General features: G+C 70.2%; 17 protein-coding genes. 8 read left to right on the top strand and 9 right to left on the bottom strand.

Features of this window, described 5'->3' with window-relative positions; translation table 11 throughout:
- Positions 1–39: 39 nt before the first annotated feature.
- The 3 genes from EAS64_RS26655 to EAS64_RS26645 form a co-directional block, all read right to left on the bottom strand.
- Positions 40–1,233: a CaiB/BaiF CoA transferase family protein gene (locus tag EAS64_RS26655; RefSeq protein ID WP_145857335.1), complete on the bottom strand. Its 1,194-nt coding sequence runs from the start codon at positions 1,231–1,233 to the stop codon at positions 40–42.
- Entirely contained in the window at positions 1,230–2,021 is a 792-nt protein-coding gene (locus EAS64_RS26650) for a crotonase/enoyl-CoA hydratase family protein (RefSeq protein ID WP_145857333.1), read from the bottom strand. Before EAS64_RS26650 ends, EAS64_RS26655 begins: the two co-directional genes overlap by 4 nt.
- Before the next feature lie 90 nt (positions 2,022–2,111).
- The gene (locus EAS64_RS26645; protein ID WP_145857331.1) at positions 2,112–3,263 is read right to left on the bottom strand and encodes an acyl-CoA dehydrogenase family protein; all 1,152 of its coding nucleotides are present in this window, start codon (positions 3,261–3,263) and stop codon (positions 2,112–2,114) included.
- A 98-nt stretch (positions 3,264–3,361) separates the two neighbouring features.
- On the opposite strand from EAS64_RS26645, the gene EAS64_RS26640 reads away from it, so the two are divergent.
- From EAS64_RS26640 to EAS64_RS26620, 5 genes are all read left to right on the top strand, one after another.
- On the top strand, positions 3,362–4,180 hold the full coding sequence (locus EAS64_RS26640) for an SDR family NAD(P)-dependent oxidoreductase (protein WP_145857328.1): 819 nt from the start codon (positions 3,362–3,364) through the stop codon (positions 4,178–4,180).
- A gap of 23 nt (positions 4,181–4,203) precedes the next feature.
- Positions 4,204–4,986 (top strand): SDR family oxidoreductase, encoded by a 783-nt coding sequence (locus tag EAS64_RS26635; RefSeq protein WP_145857327.1) that lies wholly within the window; start codon positions 4,204–4,206, stop codon positions 4,984–4,986.
- Positions 4,987–5,055: 69 nt separating this feature from the next.
- On the top strand, positions 5,056–5,850 hold the full coding sequence (locus EAS64_RS26630) for a class II aldolase/adducin family protein (protein ID WP_145857324.1): 795 nt from the start codon (positions 5,056–5,058) through the stop codon (positions 5,848–5,850).
- Positions 5,847–7,430 (top strand): class I adenylate-forming enzyme family protein, encoded by a 1,584-nt coding sequence (locus EAS64_RS26625; protein WP_222849629.1) that lies wholly within the window; start codon positions 5,847–5,849, stop codon positions 7,428–7,430. The genes EAS64_RS26630 and EAS64_RS26625 overlap by 4 nt, the downstream gene beginning before the upstream one ends.
- Before the next feature lie 132 nt (positions 7,431–7,562).
- Positions 7,563–8,321, top strand: coding sequence for a VOC family protein (locus tag EAS64_RS26620; protein ID WP_145857322.1), 759 nt, complete (start codon positions 7,563–7,565; stop codon positions 8,319–8,321).
- Between the two features lie 21 nt (positions 8,322–8,342).
- Here EAS64_RS26620 and EAS64_RS26615 read toward each other — a convergent pair whose 3' ends face one another.
- The 3 genes from EAS64_RS26615 to EAS64_RS26605 all read right to left on the bottom strand — a co-directional run bounded on the left by EAS64_RS26615 (position 8,343) and on the right by EAS64_RS26605 (position 11,984).
- On the bottom strand, positions 8,343–9,809 hold the full coding sequence (locus EAS64_RS26615) for a DHA2 family efflux MFS transporter permease subunit (protein WP_222849628.1): 1,467 nt from the start codon (positions 9,807–9,809) through the stop codon (positions 8,343–8,345).
- A 176-nt stretch (positions 9,810–9,985) separates the two neighbouring features.
- On the bottom strand, positions 9,986–10,735 hold the full coding sequence (locus EAS64_RS26610; protein ID WP_145857320.1) for a TetR/AcrR family transcriptional regulator: 750 nt from the start codon (positions 10,733–10,735) through the stop codon (positions 9,986–9,988).
- A 67-nt stretch (positions 10,736–10,802) separates the two neighbouring features.
- Complete coding sequence (locus EAS64_RS26605; RefSeq protein WP_145857318.1) at positions 10,803–11,984, bottom strand: cytochrome P450; 1,182 nt, start codon at positions 11,982–11,984, stop codon at positions 10,803–10,805.
- Positions 11,985–12,044: 60 nt separating this feature from the next.
- Between EAS64_RS26605 and EAS64_RS26600 the strand changes: the two genes are divergently transcribed.
- Positions 12,045–12,911: a TIGR03619 family F420-dependent LLM class oxidoreductase gene (locus EAS64_RS26600; protein ID WP_145857315.1), complete on the top strand. Its 867-nt coding sequence runs from the start codon at positions 12,045–12,047 to the stop codon at positions 12,909–12,911.
- A gap of 10 nt (positions 12,912–12,921) precedes the next feature.
- On the opposite strand, the gene EAS64_RS26595 is transcribed toward EAS64_RS26600, so the two are convergent.
- Both EAS64_RS26595 and EAS64_RS26590 read right to left on the bottom strand, forming a co-directional pair.
- Positions 12,922–13,461, bottom strand: a complete 540-nt coding sequence (locus EAS64_RS26595) for a DoxX family protein (RefSeq protein ID WP_145857313.1) — start codon at positions 13,459–13,461, stop codon at positions 12,922–12,924.
- 168 nt (positions 13,462–13,629) lie between these two features.
- Complete coding sequence (locus EAS64_RS26590; RefSeq protein ID WP_145857311.1) at positions 13,630–14,154, bottom strand: cysteine hydrolase family protein; 525 nt, start codon at positions 14,152–14,154, stop codon at positions 13,630–13,632.
- Positions 14,155–14,284: 130 nt separating this feature from the next.
- Between EAS64_RS26590 and EAS64_RS26585 the strand changes: the two genes are divergently transcribed.
- The gene (locus tag EAS64_RS26585; RefSeq protein ID WP_145857309.1) at positions 14,285–15,142 is read left to right on the top strand and encodes an SDR family NAD(P)-dependent oxidoreductase; all 858 of its coding nucleotides are present in this window, start codon (positions 14,285–14,287) and stop codon (positions 15,140–15,142) included.
- 91 nt (positions 15,143–15,233) lie between these two features.
- On the opposite strand, the gene EAS64_RS26580 is transcribed toward EAS64_RS26585, so the two are convergent.
- A complete protein-coding gene (locus tag EAS64_RS26580; protein ID WP_145857307.1) occupies positions 15,234–16,445 on the bottom strand; it encodes an RNA-guided endonuclease InsQ/TnpB family protein in 1,212 nt (403 codons plus the stop codon).
- A 119-nt stretch (positions 16,446–16,564) separates the two neighbouring features.
- Here EAS64_RS26580 and EAS64_RS26575 point away from each other — a divergent pair, with 119 nt between their 5' ends.
- A complete protein-coding gene (locus EAS64_RS26575) occupies positions 16,565–17,734 on the top strand; it encodes an acyl-CoA dehydrogenase family protein (RefSeq protein ID WP_187366199.1) in 1,170 nt (389 codons plus the stop codon).
- The last annotated feature ends 393 nt before the right edge of the window (positions 17,735–18,127 follow it).

The following is an 18,127-nucleotide window of genomic DNA, read 5'->3' as shown; positions in this document are numbered from 1 at the left end:
GGCAAAACCGATCATCCCGAACGGAAGCGGCTGACTCTTCTAGGCGACCGCTTCGCGCGCGCGCAGCCCGGCGATTTCGTCGGCCGGATACCCGAGTTCGGCCAGGATCTGATCGGTGTGACCGCACCAGCGCGACCGGGGCCGCTCCACGACGGCCGACGCCGAGAGCCGTGGCGCCGGGGCCGGCTGCGGCACCCCGTCCCAGTCGACGAAGGTGCCGCGCTCGCGCAGTTCGGTCGAGGTCGCCGCTTCGGCCAGCGACAGCACCGGCGTCACGCAGGCGTCGCGGCCATCGAAGACCTGCTCCCATTCGGCGCGGGTGCGGGACGCGAAGACGGCCGCCAGCCGGTGGGACTGCTCCGGCCACCGGGAGCGGTCGTGCTGCGGCCACTCGGCCGGGTCGAGCCCGAGTGCGTCGAGCAGCTCGCGGTAGAACTGCGGTTCGATGGCGCCGACGGCCATGAAGCCGCCGTCGGCGGTGGCGTAGGTGCGGTAGAAGTGGGCCGCGCCGTCCAGCAGGTTCTCGCCCCGGCGGTCGGTCCACAGGCCGGCCGCGAGCATGCCGTGCAGCATGGTGGTGAGCGACGCCACCCCGTCCACCATGGCGGCGTCGACCACCTGGCCCCGCCCGGTCACTTGGCGCTGGTGCAGCGCGGCGAGGACGCCGAGTGCGAGATAGGCGCCGCCGCCGCCGAAGTCGGCCAGCAGGTTCAGCGGTGGCAGCGGCGGCGCGTCCGGTGAGCCGAGCGGGAAGACCCCGCCCGCCAGCCCCGCGTAGTTGATGTCGTGGCCCGCCTGGGCGGCGCGCGGTCCGTTCTGCCCCCAGCCGGTTGCCCGGCCGTAGACCAGGCGGGGGTTGACGTCAAGCAGGTCGTCCGGCCCGATCCCGAGCTTCTCCGCCGCGCCCGGACGCATGCCTTCGAGGAACACGTCGGCCTGCGCGATCAGCCGCAGCAGGACCGCGCGGCCGTCTGGCCGACGCAGGTCGATGCCGATGCCGCGGTGTCCCCGCGTACGCGGGTCGTCCTCGAGCGGCAGCCCGGTAAGCGATCCGGCCCGCCCGGGGCGGTCCACCCGGGTGATCTCGGCGCCGAGGTCGCCGAGCAGCATCACCGCGAAGGGAACCGGCCCGAGGCTGCTCAGGCACACCACGCGGACGTCGCCAAGCGCAGTGTTTTCCGCGCTCGCCTGCGCGCGCGCCCTTCGGCTCGCGCTCGGATCTCCCGCGCTCACTGGTCTTGCCAGACCGGGTCGCGGCGCTCGCGGAAGGCGGCGACGCCCTCGGCCGCGTCCTGCGAGGCGAACACTGGTTCCAGGTAGGCCCGCTGCCGCTGGAAGCCCTCGTCTAGCGGCCAGGCGACCGAGTCGATCGCGACCGCCTTGGAGGCACGCACCGACATCGGCGCGCTGGCGGCGACCTGCGCGGCGAGCTCAAGCGCCGCGACGAGCGCCTGTCCGTCATCGACCAGCCGGTTGACCAGGCCGAAGTGTTCGGCCCGAGCGGCGTCGAGTGGCGCTCCGGTCATGATGAGCTCCATCGCCACCGCCTGCGGCAGGCGGCGCGGCAGCCGGAAGACGCCGCCACCGCGGGCGGCGAGACCGCGGCGGGCCTCCGGGAGCCCGAACTTAGCGCTCTTGCCCGCCGTGACCAGGTCGCAGGCGAGCACGATCTCGAACCCGCCGCCGAGCGCCCATCCCTCCACCGCGGCGATCAGCGGCTTGGCAGGCGGCCGCTCGACGAGGCCGGCGAAACCTCGCTCGGGGTCCCTGATCTGCTCACCGGCCGCGAACGCCTTCAGGTCCATGCCCGCGCAGAAGGCGGTACCCGCACCGTGCAGCACGCCGACCCGCAGCTCGGACGAGCTGTCGAGCAGGTCAAGGGCGCGAGCGACGCCGGCCGACACCGCGCCGTTGACGGCGTTGCGCTGCGCCGGCCGGTTGATGGTGACGATCAGGATTCCGTTTTCGCGACGGATCAGAACGTCTTCGGGCGCAGCCGATGAGCCGGCGGCTGATGACATGGCGGTCGGGCTCCCGGTAGGCGAGGAAGAGTCTATTTGTCTAACTAATATAATGAGGTCGCTGAACGTAGGCAAGGTGATTCGCCCCACTCAGCGGAGGGCCGAGTGGCCCAGCAGCGCCTTGCCGAGGTGCAGGATCTGGATCTGGCTAGTCCCCTCGGGGATGGTGGCCTCGCGGGCGTCACGGAAGTACCGCTCCACCGGAGACTCCTCCATGAGTCCGGCGCCCCCGTGCAGCTGCAGCGCCAGGGTCGCCGCGCGGCCCGCCGACTCGCCGCAGTAGTACTTGGCCATCGAGCACTCGTAGCGCCCGGGCTCGCCCGCGTCGATCGACCTGGCCGCGTGGTAGCCGAGCAGCCGGGATGTCTCGGTCAGGGTCGCGATCTCCACCACCATCTGCTGCACCAGCTGGAACCCGGCGATGGGCTTGCCGAACTGCTCACGCTGGCGGCAGAACTTGATCGACTCCTCCAGGCACGCCTGGGACAGGCCCACCGCGCCCATCGCCATGTTGAGCCGGCCGGCGTTGACGGCCGCCATGCCTAGCGACAGGCCGCCGCCGGGCTTGCCGAGCACGTTGCCAAGCGGCACCAGGGTGTCGTCGAACGTCAGCTCGCAGCTGGTGGTCGAGCGCAGCGGCATGTGCGGGATGTCGTGCACGCCGAACTGCGACTCGGCCGCGTCGACAAGCAGCCCGGTCACCCCGTGGTCGGTGCCGCCGGAGTCAACCAGCCGGACGAACAGGATGCCGAAGTCGCAGCCGAGCGCGTTGGTTATGTAGAGCTTGCTCCCGTTGACCACGAAGCCGTCCGGCGTGCGCCTGGCGGTGGTCCGCAGCGCCCCGGCGTCCGAGCCCGCGTCCGGCTCGGTCAGCCCGAACCAGCCGAACCGGCGCCCGGCGAGCAGCGGCTTGAGGAACCGCTCGGCCTGAGCGGCGTCGGCGGCCGCACCGAGCACGCGCGCCACCATGCCCTGCACGTTGACGGTGGTCCGCAGCGACCCCCAGCAGCGGCCGGCCTCCTCCATCAGGATCGCCTGCATCATCATCGGCAGCTCGTCGCCCCCGGCCGCCTCCGGCACGCCGCCGCGGACGTAGCCGAAGTCGTACAGCTGAGGCAGCAGCTCCCACGGGAACGTGCGGGCCTGCTCGTGCGCCGCCACCAGCGGCGCTACCTTCTTGTCGAGGAAGGACCGTACCGCGTCGCGCAATGCGCGCTCGTCCTCGTTCAGCAGCGCCGTCATGGGTCACCCACCAACCGTTTCGATACTTTCAGTTGAATCATCATACTGATATAGTTCTAATCTGGACAGCAGGGGCCGCCACCGGGTGAGGAGAGGCCGTGCAGACGGGACTCGCAGGCAAGGTTGTCGTCGTCACCGCCGCCACCGCGAACATCGGCCGGGGCATCGCGCTGGCGTTCGCCGCGGAAGGCGCCCGAGTGGTCATCAACGGCCGCGACCCCGTGGCCGGCGAACTGGTGGCCAAGCTCGCCCGCGAGCAGGGCGCCGCCGACGTGCTGTGGCGCCCGGCCGACATGACCGTCGAAGACGAGGTCGCCGGGATGGTGGCCGACACCCTGGCCGCCTTCGGCCAGATCGACGTGCTCGTCAACAACGTCGGCGGGAACGTGGCGGTCACGCCCTTCGCGTCATCGACTCCGCAGCAGTGGCGGGCCGACCTCGAGCTCAACCTGATGACGACGTTCCGCTGCACCCACCTGGTGCTGCCCGGCATGCTCGAGCGAGGCAGCGGGCGGATCATCAACATCGGCTCGACCGCCGGATTCATCGGCGACCGGTACCTGGCCGTCTACTCGGCGGCGAAGGGCGCAGTGCACGCGTTCACCCGGGTGCTCGCGCTCGAACTGGGCGAGACCGGGATCACGGTCAACGCCATCGCGCCCTACGGCACCCGGTCCGACGACCCCTACAGCGACATGAGCAGCGGCAGCCGGCTCCACCCGGAGCACGGCGTGTTCGCCCGCGCCCGGGCGGAAGACCCGGAACGCATGCTGGCCATCGGGCGCAAGACCGCCCTGCCGCGCAACCACGCGCGGCCGCCGGAGATCGGCGCCGCCGCGGTCTACCTGGCGTCGGAGGCGGCCGCGTTCGTCACCGGGCACACCCTGCAGGTCGACGGCGGCGTGTCCCTGGTCTGAGCACTGAGCGGGAGAGGTTTTGCATGAAACTGGACGGCAAGGTGGCGGTGGTCACCGGAGCGGGCAACGGCATCGGCGAGGCGCTCGCGCGGCGGTTCGCGGCCGAGGGAGCCCGGGTCGTGGTGACCGACATCGAGCCCGAGGCCGTCTCGCGGGTGGCGGACGATCTCGGCACGGTCGGCCTCGCCGCCGACATCACCGAGCCCGCCAGCGTCCGGGCGGTGGCCGAACTCGCCCGCGACTCCTACGGCGAGGTCGACGTGTGGCTGTCCAACGCGGGCGTGGCCGGCCCGCGCCAGCCGAGAGACCTCCAGGACGACAGCCTGTGGGATCTCATGTGGCGGCTGCACGTGCTGTCGCACCTGACCGCGGCGCGCGAGGTGCTGCCGTCGATGATCGCCCGCGGCGACGGCTACCTAGTGTCGACCGCGTCGTCGGTGGCGCTGGCCATTCAGCCGGAGAAGGCCGCCTACTCGGTGACCAAGACCGCGGCACTGGCGCTGGCGGAGTGGCTGGCCGTGCAGTACCGGCCGTTCGGGGTCAAGGTCTCCTGCTTCTGCCCGGGGCCGATGCTGACACGGATGCTGCTGAGCAACGAGTTCGCCCCCGATCACCCCGCCCTCGCGCAGGCGCTCACGCCCGAGCAGGTGGCCGACGTAGTCACGGCGGGCATCGCGGCCGAGCGGTTCCTGATCACCACCCAGCCCGGCGCCGAGCACTCCCTGGCCGACAAGGCAGCCGACTACGACGCCTGGATCGGCCAGGCCGGCCATTTCCTCGCCGACTCCCCGCCCGTGGGGAACTGACGCCCGCTGGATTGAGCGGTCGGTATATGAAAACCTGAGGCCCACGCCTCGAGCCAGGCAGGAGCGCGCATGAGCGAGACCACGGTCTACACCGACTTCCGGCTGCACGCCAACCATCTGGCCGATCGCGGCGAGCGCAGCCCCGCCGAGGTCGCGGTGCGGCGCGACCTCGCCGCCGCTTACCAGCTGTGCGCGCTGTTCGGCTGGGACGACCTCGTGTACACGCACATCTCCGCGCGGGTGCCGGGTCCCGAGCACCACTTCCTCGTCAACCCCCTCGGCCTGGGGTTCGACGAGATCACCGCGTCCAGCCTCATCAAGATCGACCTGGACGGGAACGTCATCGGCGACAGCGGCGGCTACGAGCCGAACGCGGCCGGGTTCGTCATCCACGGCGCGATCCACTCGACGCGGGAGAACGCCGGCTGCGTCATGCACCTGCACACCGAGGCGCAGATGGCGCTGTCGACGCTGCCGGACGGCCTGCTCCCGCTGACGCAGCACGCGATGCGCCTGTACGGCAGGATCAGCTACCACGACTACGAGGGCATCGCGCTGTCGCAAGGGGAACGGGAACGGCTCATCGCCGACCTCGGCGGCAGCGCCGCGATGGTCTTGCGCAACCACGGCAGCCTGACCGTCGGCGCAAGCGTCGCACAGGCCTTCGTGGAGATGTTCTACCTGGAAAAAGCGGCCCGCAGCCAGCTGTTCGCCCAGGCTACCGGACTGCCGCTGATCATCCCGTCTCGGGATACGATCGAGCTGACCGCGCGTCAGTGGGAAAACATGCTCGACGCGGGCGTCGAGTGGCCGGCCCTGCTGCGCCGGCTTGAGCGGGCGGCCGGGCCCGCCTTCGCGCAGTGACCGGCCTGCCCGCGGGCGCCGCGATAACGTTCGCCGCGCGCTGGCAGGCGGCGGTGGACAGCAGCGGCGACCGGCCGTTCCTCATCTTCGAGGGTCCCGACGGGTCCGTCTCGCAGTGGACCTACCGTGAGTTCGACGAGGTCGTGACCCGCATGGGCGCGACCCTGGCGGCGGCGGGCGTGACGGCGGGCTCCGCCGTGCACGTGGTACTGCGCAACTGCCCCGCGTTCATCGCGATCTGGCTCGCCTGCGCCCGCGCTGGCGTATGGATGGTGCCAGTCGACCCGACCTCCACCGCCCGTGACATCAGCCGGCAGGTCGACCGCGTCCGCCCGGCGGCGGGAATCTGCGCGGCCGGCCGCGCCGACGTCTACGCGGCCGGGGTGCGGGAGTCCGCGGCCGGGCAGCTGACCACCATCGAGCTGACGGAAACCGCCGCGGACGTGGCGTCCCCTGACGTCACTTCGGCGGCCGGCACAGGCCTGGCGGGCGGGGACGTGCCGGGGCGTGTCGTCGCGCCGTCCGACCGGCTGGCGGTCATGTTCACCTCGGGCACGACCTCCGAGCCGAAGGGCGTCGTGCTCACGCAGCACAATTACGCGCACGTAGCCGACACCATGTCCGCCATCGTCGGGCTGCGGCCCGAGCACCGCTGGCTGGTCACCTTGCCGCTGTTCCACGCCAACGCGCAGTACTACTGCATCGCGCCCGCCATCGCGGTCGGCGCCAGCGTGGCCTTGACCTCGGCGTTCTCCGCCTCCCAGTGGCTGCGGCAGGCGCGCGACCTGTCGGCCACGCATGCCAGCCTGTTCGCCGCGCCGATCAGGATGATCCTGGCGCGCCGCCCGGCCGACGCGCCGGCCGGGCGGCTTGAGCACGTCTGGTTCGCGCAGAACCTCGGCGCGCAGCACTACGAGGAGTTCACCGCGCTCGCGGGCTGCCGCCCCCGGCAGCTCTACGGGATGACCGAGACCGTCGCGATCGTCTGCGCCGACGTCTCGGACCCGTACCGCAACGACACGATTGGCCCGCCGATCGAGGGCCGCACCGTCGTGCTCAGGAACCCGGATACCGGGGCGGACGCGGCGCCCGGCGAGCCTGGCGAGCTGGTGCTTGGCGGGGTGCCCGGCGAGGACATCTTTCTTGAGTACCTGGACGACCCGGCCGCCACTGGACGCTCGCTCGTCGCGCGCGACGGCGGCACCTGGTTCCACACGGGCGACATGGTCGCGCGCGTAGCGGGCAGCGCCGGCGGCAGTGGAGCGCTCCGGTTCGTCGGCCGGCGTGACGACGTGATCAAGGTGTCAGGCGAAAACGTCAGCCTGACCGAGGTCGAGGCCACCCTCGCCCAGGCGCCAGGGGTCCTCGAATGCGCTGTCCTCGGGCGGCCCGACCCGGTCCGCGACATGGTGCCCGTCGCCTACGTGGTCCCGCGTGACCGGGAGCACCCGCCCGACATCGGCGACCTGGCGGCATGGTCGGAGCGAAACCTGGCGGCGGCCGCCCGCCCGCGTGACTGGCACCTGATCGAAGCGCTGCCCAGGACCAGCGTGGGCAAGGTGCGCCGCTTCAAGCTGTGACCGGCAGAGAACCCTGGACGCTACCCGGTCGGGCGCGCCCGGAAAACGGTCGCGCTTCCCTCGCCTTGCGGGCAGGCACACAGGGCTGCGAGAGTGTGACCGAAGGTATTCGCCACTGGGGGAGGTTGGGCCATGCCCGAGATGACAAGGTACGAGCACGGGGTTCCGTCCTGGGTGGACATCGGTACTCACGACCTGGGTGCGGGCGTGCGCTTCTACTCGGAGCTGTTCGGCTGGGAAGGCCAGGACATGGGCGAGGAAGCCGGCCACTACACGATCGCCGCCAAGGACGGCAAGCAGGTGGCGGCGATCTCGCCCGCTCAGGACCCGGGTCCACCGCGGTGGACGACCTACATCAACGTGGACGACGTGGATGAGGCCGCCAGGAAGGCGGCATCGGCTGGGGGCACGGTCATCGTCGCGCCCATGGACGTGATGGCCGCGGGCCGGATGGCGATCTTCGCAGACACCACCGGCGCCCTCATCGCGGCCTGGCAGCCGGGCCAGCACCTCGGCGCCCAGCTGGTCAACGAACCGGGCGCGCTCACCTGGAGCGAGTTGTCCAGCTCCGATCCCGCCAAGTCGAAGGCGTTCTACTCCGCGGTCTTCGGCTGGGGCTGGGGCGGCGGCGACGACTACCCCGAAGCCCAGGTGAGCGGCCGCACCATCGGCGGGCTCATGCCCCGGCAGCCCGGCACGCCCGCCGACGTGCCCGACAACTGGCTTGTCTACTTCGGCGCCGCTGACGTCGACGCCGACGTCAAGAAGGCGATCGACCTGGGCGCTAGCGTGGTCGCCGGCCCTGCTGACATCCCGGGCACCGGCCGCTTCGCGGTGCTGATCGACCCGCAGGGAGCGGCGTTCGCACTGTTCCAAGCCAGCGGCCAGTAACGCCCGAGCCCAAGGGCGCTATTAGTCCGTGGTGCCGGCCGCGGCGCCTTCGGCGGACAGCGGCGCCGCGGCGCTGACCCTGGTCTGGCGGCGCGGGCGGATCATCGTCGGTGCCGCGTCGGCATCGCTCACCGTCAGCGCGGCTAGCGCCGCCGCGACGGCCACCCCGGCGCAGACCAGCAACCCGTGGTGGAAGGCCGGCAGGTTGGCGATGGCCCGGCCCGCGACCGTGCGCACCGGGTGGAGCGCGGAGATGACGGCCGTCAGCAGCGCGACCCCGGTCGCGCCGCCGATCATCCGCTGCGCGTTGAACACGGTTGACGCGACGCTGGTCCGCTCCGCGCCAATGGTGGCGAATCCCGCCGCCTGGCTGGGCAGGAACACGGCGGCGACGCCGAAGCCCATCACGAAGAGGATGGCGCGCAGCAGCCACACGCTGGTCCCGGTGCCGGCGAACGACAGGAGCACGGCGACGCCGGCGATCAGCAGCAGTCCGGCCGCCATGATCCGGCGAGGGCCGACGGCCGGGTAGATCCGCCGGCTGACGATCTGCGAGGCGATGATGACGCCGACTGCCTCCGGGCAGATCGTGGACCCCGCCTCCAGGGCGCTCAGGTGGAGCCCGTCCTGGAAGAACAGGGAGAGCAGGAACAGCAGCCCGAAGAAGGCGACCGATGTCAGGGTCAGCACGATGCTGGTGGAGCGGAACAGCCGGTCGGCGTAGACCCGCAGGTCGAGCAGCGGCGCCGTGGCCCGCAGCTCGATGACCACCATGGCGGCAAGCAGCAGCGCGCCCGCCACAATGCAGGCGACAATCGGTGCCGCCGTCCAGCCGGCGCTCGGCCCCTCGGACACCCCGTACATCAGCAAGCCGAGCCCGAGACCGGAGGTGAGGAACCCGGCGACGTCGAAGCGCCTGGCGGCCGGGTGCTCCTGGTCGGCAAGGAACAGCGCGCCGAAGGCGAGTGCGAACAGCCCGAACGGCACGTTGACGTAAAAGACCCACCGCCAGGTCACGTCGGTGACGAACAGACCGCCGATGACCGGACCGGCCGCGGGGGCCAGGGCGGTCGGTATGACGAGGATGGCCGACGCGCGCACCCGCTCCGCCTGCGGGAACGCGCGGAACAGCATGGTGAGGCCGGCCGGGGCCATCATGCCGCCGCCGATGCCCTGCAGGACCCGGAACGCGACCAGCTCGTCCAGGCTGCCGGCCAGCCCGCACAGGGCGGACGCGGCCGTGAACACCGCGATGGAGCCGAGCAGCACCTGGCGCGGCCCGATCCGGTCCCCCAGCCACGCTGCCGCGGGGATGAACAGCGCCACGCTGACCTGATAGCCGATGACCGCCCCGGAGACAGCCGTTGCCGGGGTGTGGAACTGGCGGCCGATGGCGGCCAGGGCTACGTTCACGATCGTCTGGTCCATCACCGCGATGAACATGGCCCCCGCGTAGACCACGCTGACCGCGACTTTCTGGCTGATCACGCGGGAAGGCACGTGCCGGACGCCCCTCTGCTGGACGGGGATGAGCCCGTTCTTGTTTCGACCAGTCGGTCAAAATTGACAGTGGCCTACCCCATGGATCCATGTCAAGAGCCGGATTTCTTATGACGAACTTAGAAATGACTCACTCAAGGAGGCAGTGAGCGGCCGGCCCCGGCTCAGGCGGTCTTACCCCGGCCCCGCGCCCGGCCGGCCGGCGGGCGCTGCGCCCCGCCGCTGCCCTCGGGCCCGGCCGGGGCCTCGAGTCCCGCGGTGAGGAACCGCACCAGGTCCTCGAGCAGCGTCTCGAGCGGCGATCCCAGGTCCCCGCCGGAGACCAGGACGGCCTGGTAGCGGGCCAGGGTGTGGATGGTACTCGTCATCACGACCAGCCAGCGCTCGTCGAGTACCGGGACCGGATGGCCCGGCAGCAGCCGGCCGAGCAGGGGGCGCAGCGTGTTGACGGTGGTCGACGGGATGCCCATCGATTCGAGCCCTCGGTACCCGCCGCGCTCGGTGATATACCGCGACATGAACGCGAGGTAGTGACTGTGCTCTTCCAGGTGGGCCGCCAGCGGCAGGACGAAGACCCGCACCAGGTCGCAGACCTGGGGCTGACCGCGGGAGACGAGGTCGGCGAACATCTCCACCCGCACCCGCTCGCTGAGCGAGGCGCGGAAGGCGATTACCTCCCGGACGAGGCTTTCCCGGTCACCGAAGTGGTACTGCACCACCGCGTGGTTCTTCTGGCCGGCCGCGATGCCGATGTCGCGCAGCGGTACGGCTTCGATCCCATGTTGGGCGAAGAGTTGCTCGGCCGTCATGAGGAGATCCAGGCGGGTCGCGTCGCCGCGGGAGTTGGCGCGCTCCCGGCTGGCCAGCCTGCGGTTCAAGGCTAGCCCGGCGTTTCGGTCCGCTGCTGCGTGCATGATCAAGGTTAGCGTGGCGGCCGGCCATTAGCCCGGGCCGCCGAGATGAATGATTACTAACCCGGGCCTAGTGCCGGTCCCAGACCAGCGGCAGATTGTTGAGGCCGACCTGGCGGCCGTGCTCGGTGATCGGGATGTCCGGGTCGAGCCGGTACTCGGGGATCCGCCGGTGCCATTCGGTCAGCCCGACCAGCAGCTCCTGGCGCGCGAGGTGCGACCCCAGGCACCGGTGCGGGCCTGCGCCGAAGGCAAGGTGGCGGTTACCCTCGCGGTCGATTTTCACCAGATGGGCGTCGGGGAATTCCGCCGGATCCCGGTTCGCCGAGGCGAGGGGCAACCACACCATCTGGCCCGGTTCGATCGGGCACCCGCCGACCTCGGTCCTGCGGGTGGCCTTTCTCCCGGGGGACACGAACGAGTAGTAGCGGAGAAACTCCTCGATCGCCGACGGCCACAAGGAGGGATCTGCCACCAGGCGGCGACGGTCGTCCGGGTGCAACGCGAGGTGGTACATCGAGTAGGACAGCTGCATCGCCACCGTATCGAGGCCCGCCATGAACATGAGCAGGCAGAACGACAGCAGGTCCTGATCGCTGACCGGCGTCTCGTCAATCGACCAAGTCAACGCGACGCTGATGATGTCTTCCCTCGGCTGTGCCCTGCGCTCGGCGATGAGCTGCCTGAAGTACTCCATCACCTCTTGCATCGCCGCAAACGCGAGCTTTCCCTCGGAAGGGTCCGCGTGCAGGATCGCGGTTTCCCAGACCTGGAACTGCGCCGCGTCGGAGACCGGCAGGCCGAAGATCTCCATGAAGATCGTGTTCGGGAAGCGCAGCGCGACATCGGCGACGTAGTCGCACTCGCCCCGCCCTTCCACGTCATCGAGGATCTCGTTGATCACCTCATGGACGCGCGGCTTGAGCCGGTCGACCGCTCCCGGCGCGAAGAACGGCCCGAGAAGGTGCCGCCACTTGGTGTGCAGCGGCGGATCGACCATCTCGGGGATCCACATGTACGGCGGATTGGGATCGTCGACCGTCACCGCGCTGCTTGAGAAGGTGGCGGGGTCCTGCAAGCAGGCACGGATCTCAGCCATCCCGCTCACCAGGAGGAAAGGGTTGCGGCCGTTGACGGTGGCCGGGTGCACGTTGCCCTTTTCCCGCAGCGCGTCGTAGCGAGCAAAGTGCTCGCCGGGACTGGACACGGCGGTGTTGATGGCTTCGTAGCGGAGTGGCTCCCCCAGCGTCATAGGTCGATGATCCGTGATATTAGTAATGGAAGTCAACCAATTGAGGTACGCGCGATCACTATGAGCGGAACTCGTCCCCCGGCCGCCCTGCACTACTTCGCGACCGATCAGTCCCTGCCGGTGACCGACTTCGCCCGCGCGGCCGCCGAGCGCGGCTTCGACGCGGTCCTGCTGCCGGAGCACACCCACATCCCCGTCAGCACCGGGTCGCCCTACCCCGGCGGCGGCGACCTGCCGGAGCGCTACCGGCGAACCCTCGACCCCTACGTCGCGCTGTCCGCCATCGCCGCGCGGACCGACCTCAAGATCGGCACCTGCGTAGCGCTCGTGGCCCAGCATGACCCGATCGCGCTGGCGAAGACGATCGCGACCCTCGACTTCATCTCCGGTGGCCGGTTCTCACTCGGCGTCGGGTACGGGTGGAACGCGCCGGAGTTGGCGAACCACGGGCGGGACACGGCCAAGCGGCGCGCGATCGTCCGCGAGCACGTGGCGCTGATGCGGGCGCTGTGGCAGGACACCGAGGCCGAGTTCCACGGCGACCACGCGAGCCTCTCCCCCAGCTGGGCATGGCCGAAGCCGGTACAGCGGCCGTCGGTCCCGGTCCTGCTCGGCTGCCAGCTGACACCACGCGGCCAGGCCGAGATCATCGGCTGGGCGGATGGCTGGATCGGCTTCGCGGGCGACCTGGACGTGTTCGCCGGGCAGGTCGCCACGCTCCGCGCGCGGTGGGCCGAGGCCGAACGGACTGAGGTCGGCCCCCTCATCCGGCCGATGCTCCCGATCGTGGACGACGACACCCTGCGCCGAAGCTTCGAGCGCCTGCAAGGGCTCGGGGTCGACCAGGTGGTGCTCGATCTGCAGGCCGTGGAGGGCGATATCCGCGTCGTCCTCGACCGGTACGCCGCGGCGCTCGCAGCGCTTTAGCGCTGGCCGGTCAGGCGGCGGCGGTCGGCTCGGCCGCGGCCGACTCGGTCACCGGCGAGGCCGGGCGCCAGGAGGTGAGCAGGGTGAGGGCGGCGCCGATGCCGCCGGCCCCCACGCAGACCGCGTAGGCCGCCCAGCCGCTGATCGGGTAGCCGGCCGCGTGATCGAGGGACAGCCATCCCCCGCCCATTCCGGCGAGCGCGACCGCCACGACGCAGATCATCAGCACGTACTCATACCCCTGGCCGGGCCGGAAGATGAAGAACCCGTTCTTGAGGTGGGCGGTGACCAGGGCCACCAGCATGGTGCCGAGGACGCCGGCCGCCGCCAACGGGGTGAGCAGCCCGAGCAGAAGCAGCACGCCAGAGCCGATTTCGGTGAGGGTGGCCACGTAGGCGTGCACCCAGGCGGGCCGCATGCCGATGGAGGCGAACCAGCGGGTGGTGCCCGCGATCTTGCCGCCGCCGAACGCGTGGTTCCAGCCGTGGGTCAGCATGGTGATGCCGAGAACCGCCCTCAGCAGCAGCGCGGCGATGTCTACCGGGTGCACGAGCCCCTCCAGTCGGTCAAGTCAGTGGCGGGACTGGCCGGTGCACGTCCTCATCTCCGCACATAGTTATATCATTGCACTTGTCGGACTATCTGGCGAGCTGTTCGAGCAGCACTGCGCGCGGTCACCAGCGACGGCCCGTACCAGGTCATTGTTCCCGGCCGGCCGTCAGCCAGCCAACTCGCTGATCCGCGCCGCGGGCAACACCCGGGCGATGCGCCACAGCCCGAGCCAGCTCGCGGGGAAGACGCTGTCGTCCACTAGTGCGGCGTGGGCACCCGGGTCCGGGTCGGCGCAGGCGTCGGCGCAGACAGTGACCCGGTACCCGGTGTCGACCGCCCACCGGGTGGTGGACAGCACGCACCCAGACGTGGCCACTCCGGCGATGATGAGGTGCGCCACGCCGGCCTGGCGCAGCATCTCGTCCAGGTTGGTGGTGGCGAAGGCGCTCAGGGACTTCTTGCCGAGCACCGGCTCGCCCGCCGCGGGCGCCACCAGCGGGTGGATCTGGTCCTGCATCCCGTCCGGTACCACGTAGATGACGGGCAATCCGGCCTGACGGGCTCCCGCGATCGCGACTGCCGCCCGCTTGGCCACCGCGTCGTCGTGGCTGAAGTTCTCGACGATGTAGGTCGCGTAGTCCAGGACGAGAAACGCCGTCCTCATCGCGCCGTCCTGGCTGTTCGTGGTCATAGGCCGTCCCTGCTATCCGATGTGGGCAACGAGATCACCGCCATACGGCTCAGCAGCGTTGCCAGTCTGCCTAAGATAGTTTACTAATCGAGCTAATTTATTTGACCGGGCAGGGCATCGGAGGCTTCGGATGACGGCGGATTTCGCGGAGCGGTACGGCCCGGCGGCCCTGGTGACGGGAGCGTCGTCCGGAATCGGGTACGCGTTCGCAGAGGAGCTGGCTTGCCGGGGCCTCGACCTCGTGGTGACGGCACGGCGGCTGGACCGGCTGGAGGAACTGGCCACCCGGCTGACCCGGGAGCACGGAATCACGGTGACGACCTGCCAGTCCGATCTGGCGGACCCGGAGGCGCCCCGGCGGCTGGCGGAGTTCACCGCGGCCATGGACGTCGGGCTGGTCATCAGCAACGCCGGATTCGGACTGCGCCGGGCACCGCACGAGGCACACGAGGCGGCGGCGCTGACGGAACTCCTGATGGTGAACTGCCACGCTCCGTCGGCGCTGGCACACAGCTTCATCCCCCGGCTGAGCGCGCGCGGCAGGGGCGGCTTCGTCTTGACCAGTTCCGTCGAGGGCGCACTCGGCGGCCCTTATTCCGCCGCCTACTCCTCGAGCAAGGCGATGGTGACCGCGCTCGGCGAAGCCCTGTGGGGAGAGCTGGCGGAGACGGGAATCGATGTACTGACGCTGTGCCCGGGCAAGACGGTTTCAGAAGCGCTGGTCAAGCAGGGCTTCGACCCGTCCATGCTGGATGACGCCATGCCCGCCCGCGAGGTCGCGCGGCTGGCGCTCGACCACATCACCGACGGCCCGACGTACATCTCGAGCGAGTACTACGCCACGATGATCGAGCAGTTGTCCGCCCTGCCCCGCCGTCAGGCGCTGCTCGCGTCGGCTGCCGCGATGAAGAAGCACATGGCCGCGCGAGACGCCTCCTTATTCCGCCGCGGACCCGACTGGTCCTGCCTAGCGGAACAGCGCGATTGACCCGCCATCGGATCGCGATTAGCGTCCGAAGCCACCGAGTCATATGTGACACTCGCGTTCCACATCCATGGGTGCGGAAGGACGTACTTGACTACTCCCCGCCCTGAAGGACGGGGATTCCAGCCCTCACGGGCCGGGGTTCCTGTTTCACGGCCGACCGCACCCGGGAGGTCCCCGGGTGTCTGACATCAGCTCCGCAGGCAGTAACGGCAAGACCTGCCGCCAGGATGTTCTTCGCGGCGTTGACGTCCCGGTCGTGCCGGGTGCCGCAGGACGGGCAGACCCATGCCCGGGCGCTGAGGGAGAGTTCCGCGAGCAGGTGCCCGCAGGCGGAACAGGTCTTGCTGCTCGGGTAGAACCGGTCGATCACGATCAGCTGCCGCCCGGCCCTAGCCGCCTTGTACTCAAGCTGACGCCGGAATTCACCCCAGCCGCAGTCAGAGATCGCCTTGGCGAGCGATCTGTTGCGGACCATGCCGGACACGTTCAGGTCCTCGATCACGATCACGTCGTGGTCGCGGACCAGCCGGGCGGAGGTGCGGTGCAGGAAGTCGGCCCGCGACGCGCGGACTTTGCGGTGGGCGCGGGCGACCTTGGCCCTGGCCTTGGCCCGGTTCGCCGAGCCCTGCTGGCAGCGGGCCAGGCGCCGCTGGTAGCGGGCCAGGCTGCGTTCGCGCCGGGCCAGGTGGCGCGGGTTCGCGATCTTGCGTCCGACGCTGGTGACGGCGAAGTCCTTGATGCCCAGGTCCAGGCCGGCCACCGCACCCGCCGGGGGAAGCGGCGCGGGCGCGGGCACGTCCACGGCGAAGGAGACGTACCAGCGGCCGCACGGGTCCCGGGAGACCGTCACCGTGCTCGGGTCGAGCGACGCCGGGTCAAGGTCCGGCCACGACCAATTGAACGCCAGCGGCGTGCTCATCTTGGCGAGGAACAGCTGCCCGTCGCGGTACCGGAACCCCGAGCGGGTGTACTCGGCGCACTGCCGCCCGGTGCGGGACTTATAGCGGGCGTAGGAGGCGCGGCCGGCGAAGAAGCCGCTGAACGCGGCCTGCTGGTGGCGGAGCGCCTGCTGCAGGGGGACGCTGGACACCTCATTCAGCCAGCCGAGGTCGTCCGTGGCCTTCATGGCGGTCAGGTACGCGCTGGCCTGGGCGTAACTGGTGCTGGCCTGCTCGGTGCGGTAGCGGGCCTGGCGCCAGGCCAGGGTGCGGTTCCACACCACGCGGATGCAGCCGAAGGTGCGGTTCAGCACGCTCACCTGTTCGGGGTCTGGGTAGATCCGGCACTTGTAGGCCGTACGCATGTTTGAATTCTACCGAAAGGAACTGTTATGTGTAAGCCGACGCGCGAGAGGAGGGAGCGGCGTTTCCTCCCCGGCCTGAAAGGCGGGGTCTCCACGCCGCAACTTCGATGACGGACGCAATGCTCAACGGAAAGGCGGCGGCGCCAAGCTCCGCGGAGTTGATCAGCCGGGCGGAGTCGCTGATCCCGCTGCTGCGCGCGAACGGGAGCCTGGCTGAGCGGCTGGGTCGCGTGCCGGACGAGAACGTGCGGGCCATCGAGGAAGCCGGCCTGTTCCGGATGCTCATGCCGGCGAAACGCGGCGGCTACGGCACCGGCGCGGCCACCGCGGCGGCCGCGATGACCCACATCGCCAGCGGCTGCCCGTCCACCGCCTGGGTCATGCAGATCTACAGCGGCATCGGCCGCATGGCGGAAAGCCTGCCCGAGGAGACGCTGGCCGAGATCTACGCAAGGGAGCCCGGCGCCAAGTTCGCCGGCACCTTTGCCGCCGCGGGCGCGGTCTGCGAGGCGGTCGACGGGGGCGTGCGCATCCGCGGCCGGGGACGCTGGCCATTCAACAGCGGCTGCCACCACGCCGACTGGGATCTGCTGCGGGTCTCAATCGAGGAACGCGACGGAAGCACCTCGGACGCGTTCTGCCTCGTCCCGCTTTCTGAGCTGACGATCGCCGACGACTGGCACGTGATGGGCGCGGCGGGCACCGGGAGCAACTCCGTGGAGTGCGGTGAGCTGTTCATCCCCGAGCGCCGGGTATCGCGCCGGATCGCGGACGCCTTCGCGGCGCTGCAGGTCGGGGACAGCGGCTACGCGTTCACGGCGGCGCTGCCGCTCGGCATGGCACGCTACGCGCTTGAGGCATTCCACGACCTGGCGAAGAACCGGGGCATCAGGATGCTCGGCTACGAGAGAATGTACGACTCCGCGGTCGTGCAGACGGCGATCGCCACCGCGCACACCAACATCAGGATGATCGAGTCCTACCAGCACTGGGTGCTCTCGACACTCCAGCCTGGCGCCGAGCGGATCACCGATCCGATGCTGACCGGCGCCGGCGGGACCCAGTGCTACAAGCTGGCACGGGAGGCCATCGAGCGGCTCTTCGATGTCTGCCCGACGGACGAGATCCGGCTCGACCGGCCCATCCAGCGGCTGCTGCGGGACCTGCTCGCGTTTACCCACCAGGGCGCCATGGCGCCGTACGTGAACTGGGAGCGCTACGGGCGGCACCTGGTCGGCGCGAATGCCGGCACCTTGCTTCCACCGAGCGGAGCGAAGCCCGTCCCCTAGCATGTGGTGGCCTGTCCAGCCGCTCGCGTTCCTCCTGGTGCTGTAGCTGGCGCAGACGCTGAACGCTGTACCTGCCGACGCTGAACGCGGACATCATCGACAACGGCGTGGTCTTCCACAACACGCACTACATCCTGACGACCGGCGGGGTGATGCTCGCCATCACACTGGCGCAGATCCTGTGCGACGGCTCGCTCGGCGCCACCCACGAGCAGGTCGTCGAGGAAGCGAAGGCGACGTACGTGGACCGGTTCGTGCGGACGCTGCCCGACGGCTACGCCACCGTGCTTGACGATGAGGCCACCAACCTCAGCGCCGGCGAGCGGCAGCTGATCACGATCGCCGGGCCGTCCTCGCCCGTCCCGCCGTGCTCATCCTGGACGAGGCGACCAG

The sequence above is a fragment of the Trebonia kvetii genome (assembly GCF_007827045.1).
Taxonomy (GTDB): domain Bacteria; phylum Actinomycetota; class Actinomycetes; order Streptosporangiales; family Streptosporangiaceae; genus Trebonia; species Trebonia kvetii.
The sequence above is the reverse complement of the archived record's forward strand: the minus strand, read 5'-3'. Positions and strand labels throughout refer to the sequence as shown.

Coding starts and splice junctions, on each gene's coding strand:
- EAS64_RS26650 (WP_145857333.1), bottom strand. CDS start 2,021: ATGTCATCAGCCGCCGGCTCATCGGCTGCGCCCGAAGACGTTCTGATC.
- EAS64_RS26645 (WP_145857331.1), bottom strand. CDS start 3,263: ATGACGGCGCTGCTGAACGAGGACGAGCGCGCATTGCGCGACGCGGTA.
- EAS64_RS26635 (WP_145857327.1), top strand. CDS start 4,204: ATGAAACTGGACGGCAAGGTGGCGGTGGTCACCGGAGCGGGCAACGGC.
- EAS64_RS26630 (WP_145857324.1), top strand. CDS start 5,056: ATGAGCGAGACCACGGTCTACACCGACTTCCGGCTGCACGCCAACCAT.
- EAS64_RS26620 (WP_145857322.1), top strand. CDS start 7,563: ATGCCCGAGATGACAAGGTACGAGCACGGGGTTCCGTCCTGGGTGGAC.
- EAS64_RS26610 (WP_145857320.1), bottom strand. CDS start 10,735: ATGCACGCAGCAGCGGACCGAAACGCCGGGCTAGCCTTGAACCGCAGG.
- EAS64_RS26605 (WP_145857318.1), bottom strand. CDS start 11,984: ATGACGCTGGGGGAGCCACTCCGCTACGAAGCCATCAACACCGCCGTG.
- EAS64_RS26600 (WP_145857315.1), top strand. CDS start 12,045: ATGAGCGGAACTCGTCCCCCGGCCGCCCTGCACTACTTCGCGACCGAT.
- EAS64_RS26590 (WP_145857311.1), bottom strand. CDS start 14,154: ATGACCACGAACAGCCAGGACGGCGCGATGAGGACGGCGTTTCTCGTC.
- EAS64_RS26585 (WP_145857309.1), top strand. CDS start 14,285: ATGACGGCGGATTTCGCGGAGCGGTACGGCCCGGCGGCCCTGGTGACG.
- EAS64_RS26580 (WP_145857307.1), bottom strand. CDS start 16,445: ATGCGTACGGCCTACAAGTGCCGGATCTACCCAGACCCCGAACAGGTG.
- EAS64_RS26575 (WP_187366199.1), top strand. CDS start 16,565: ATGCTCAACGGAAAGGCGGCGGCGCCAAGCTCCGCGGAGTTGATCAGC.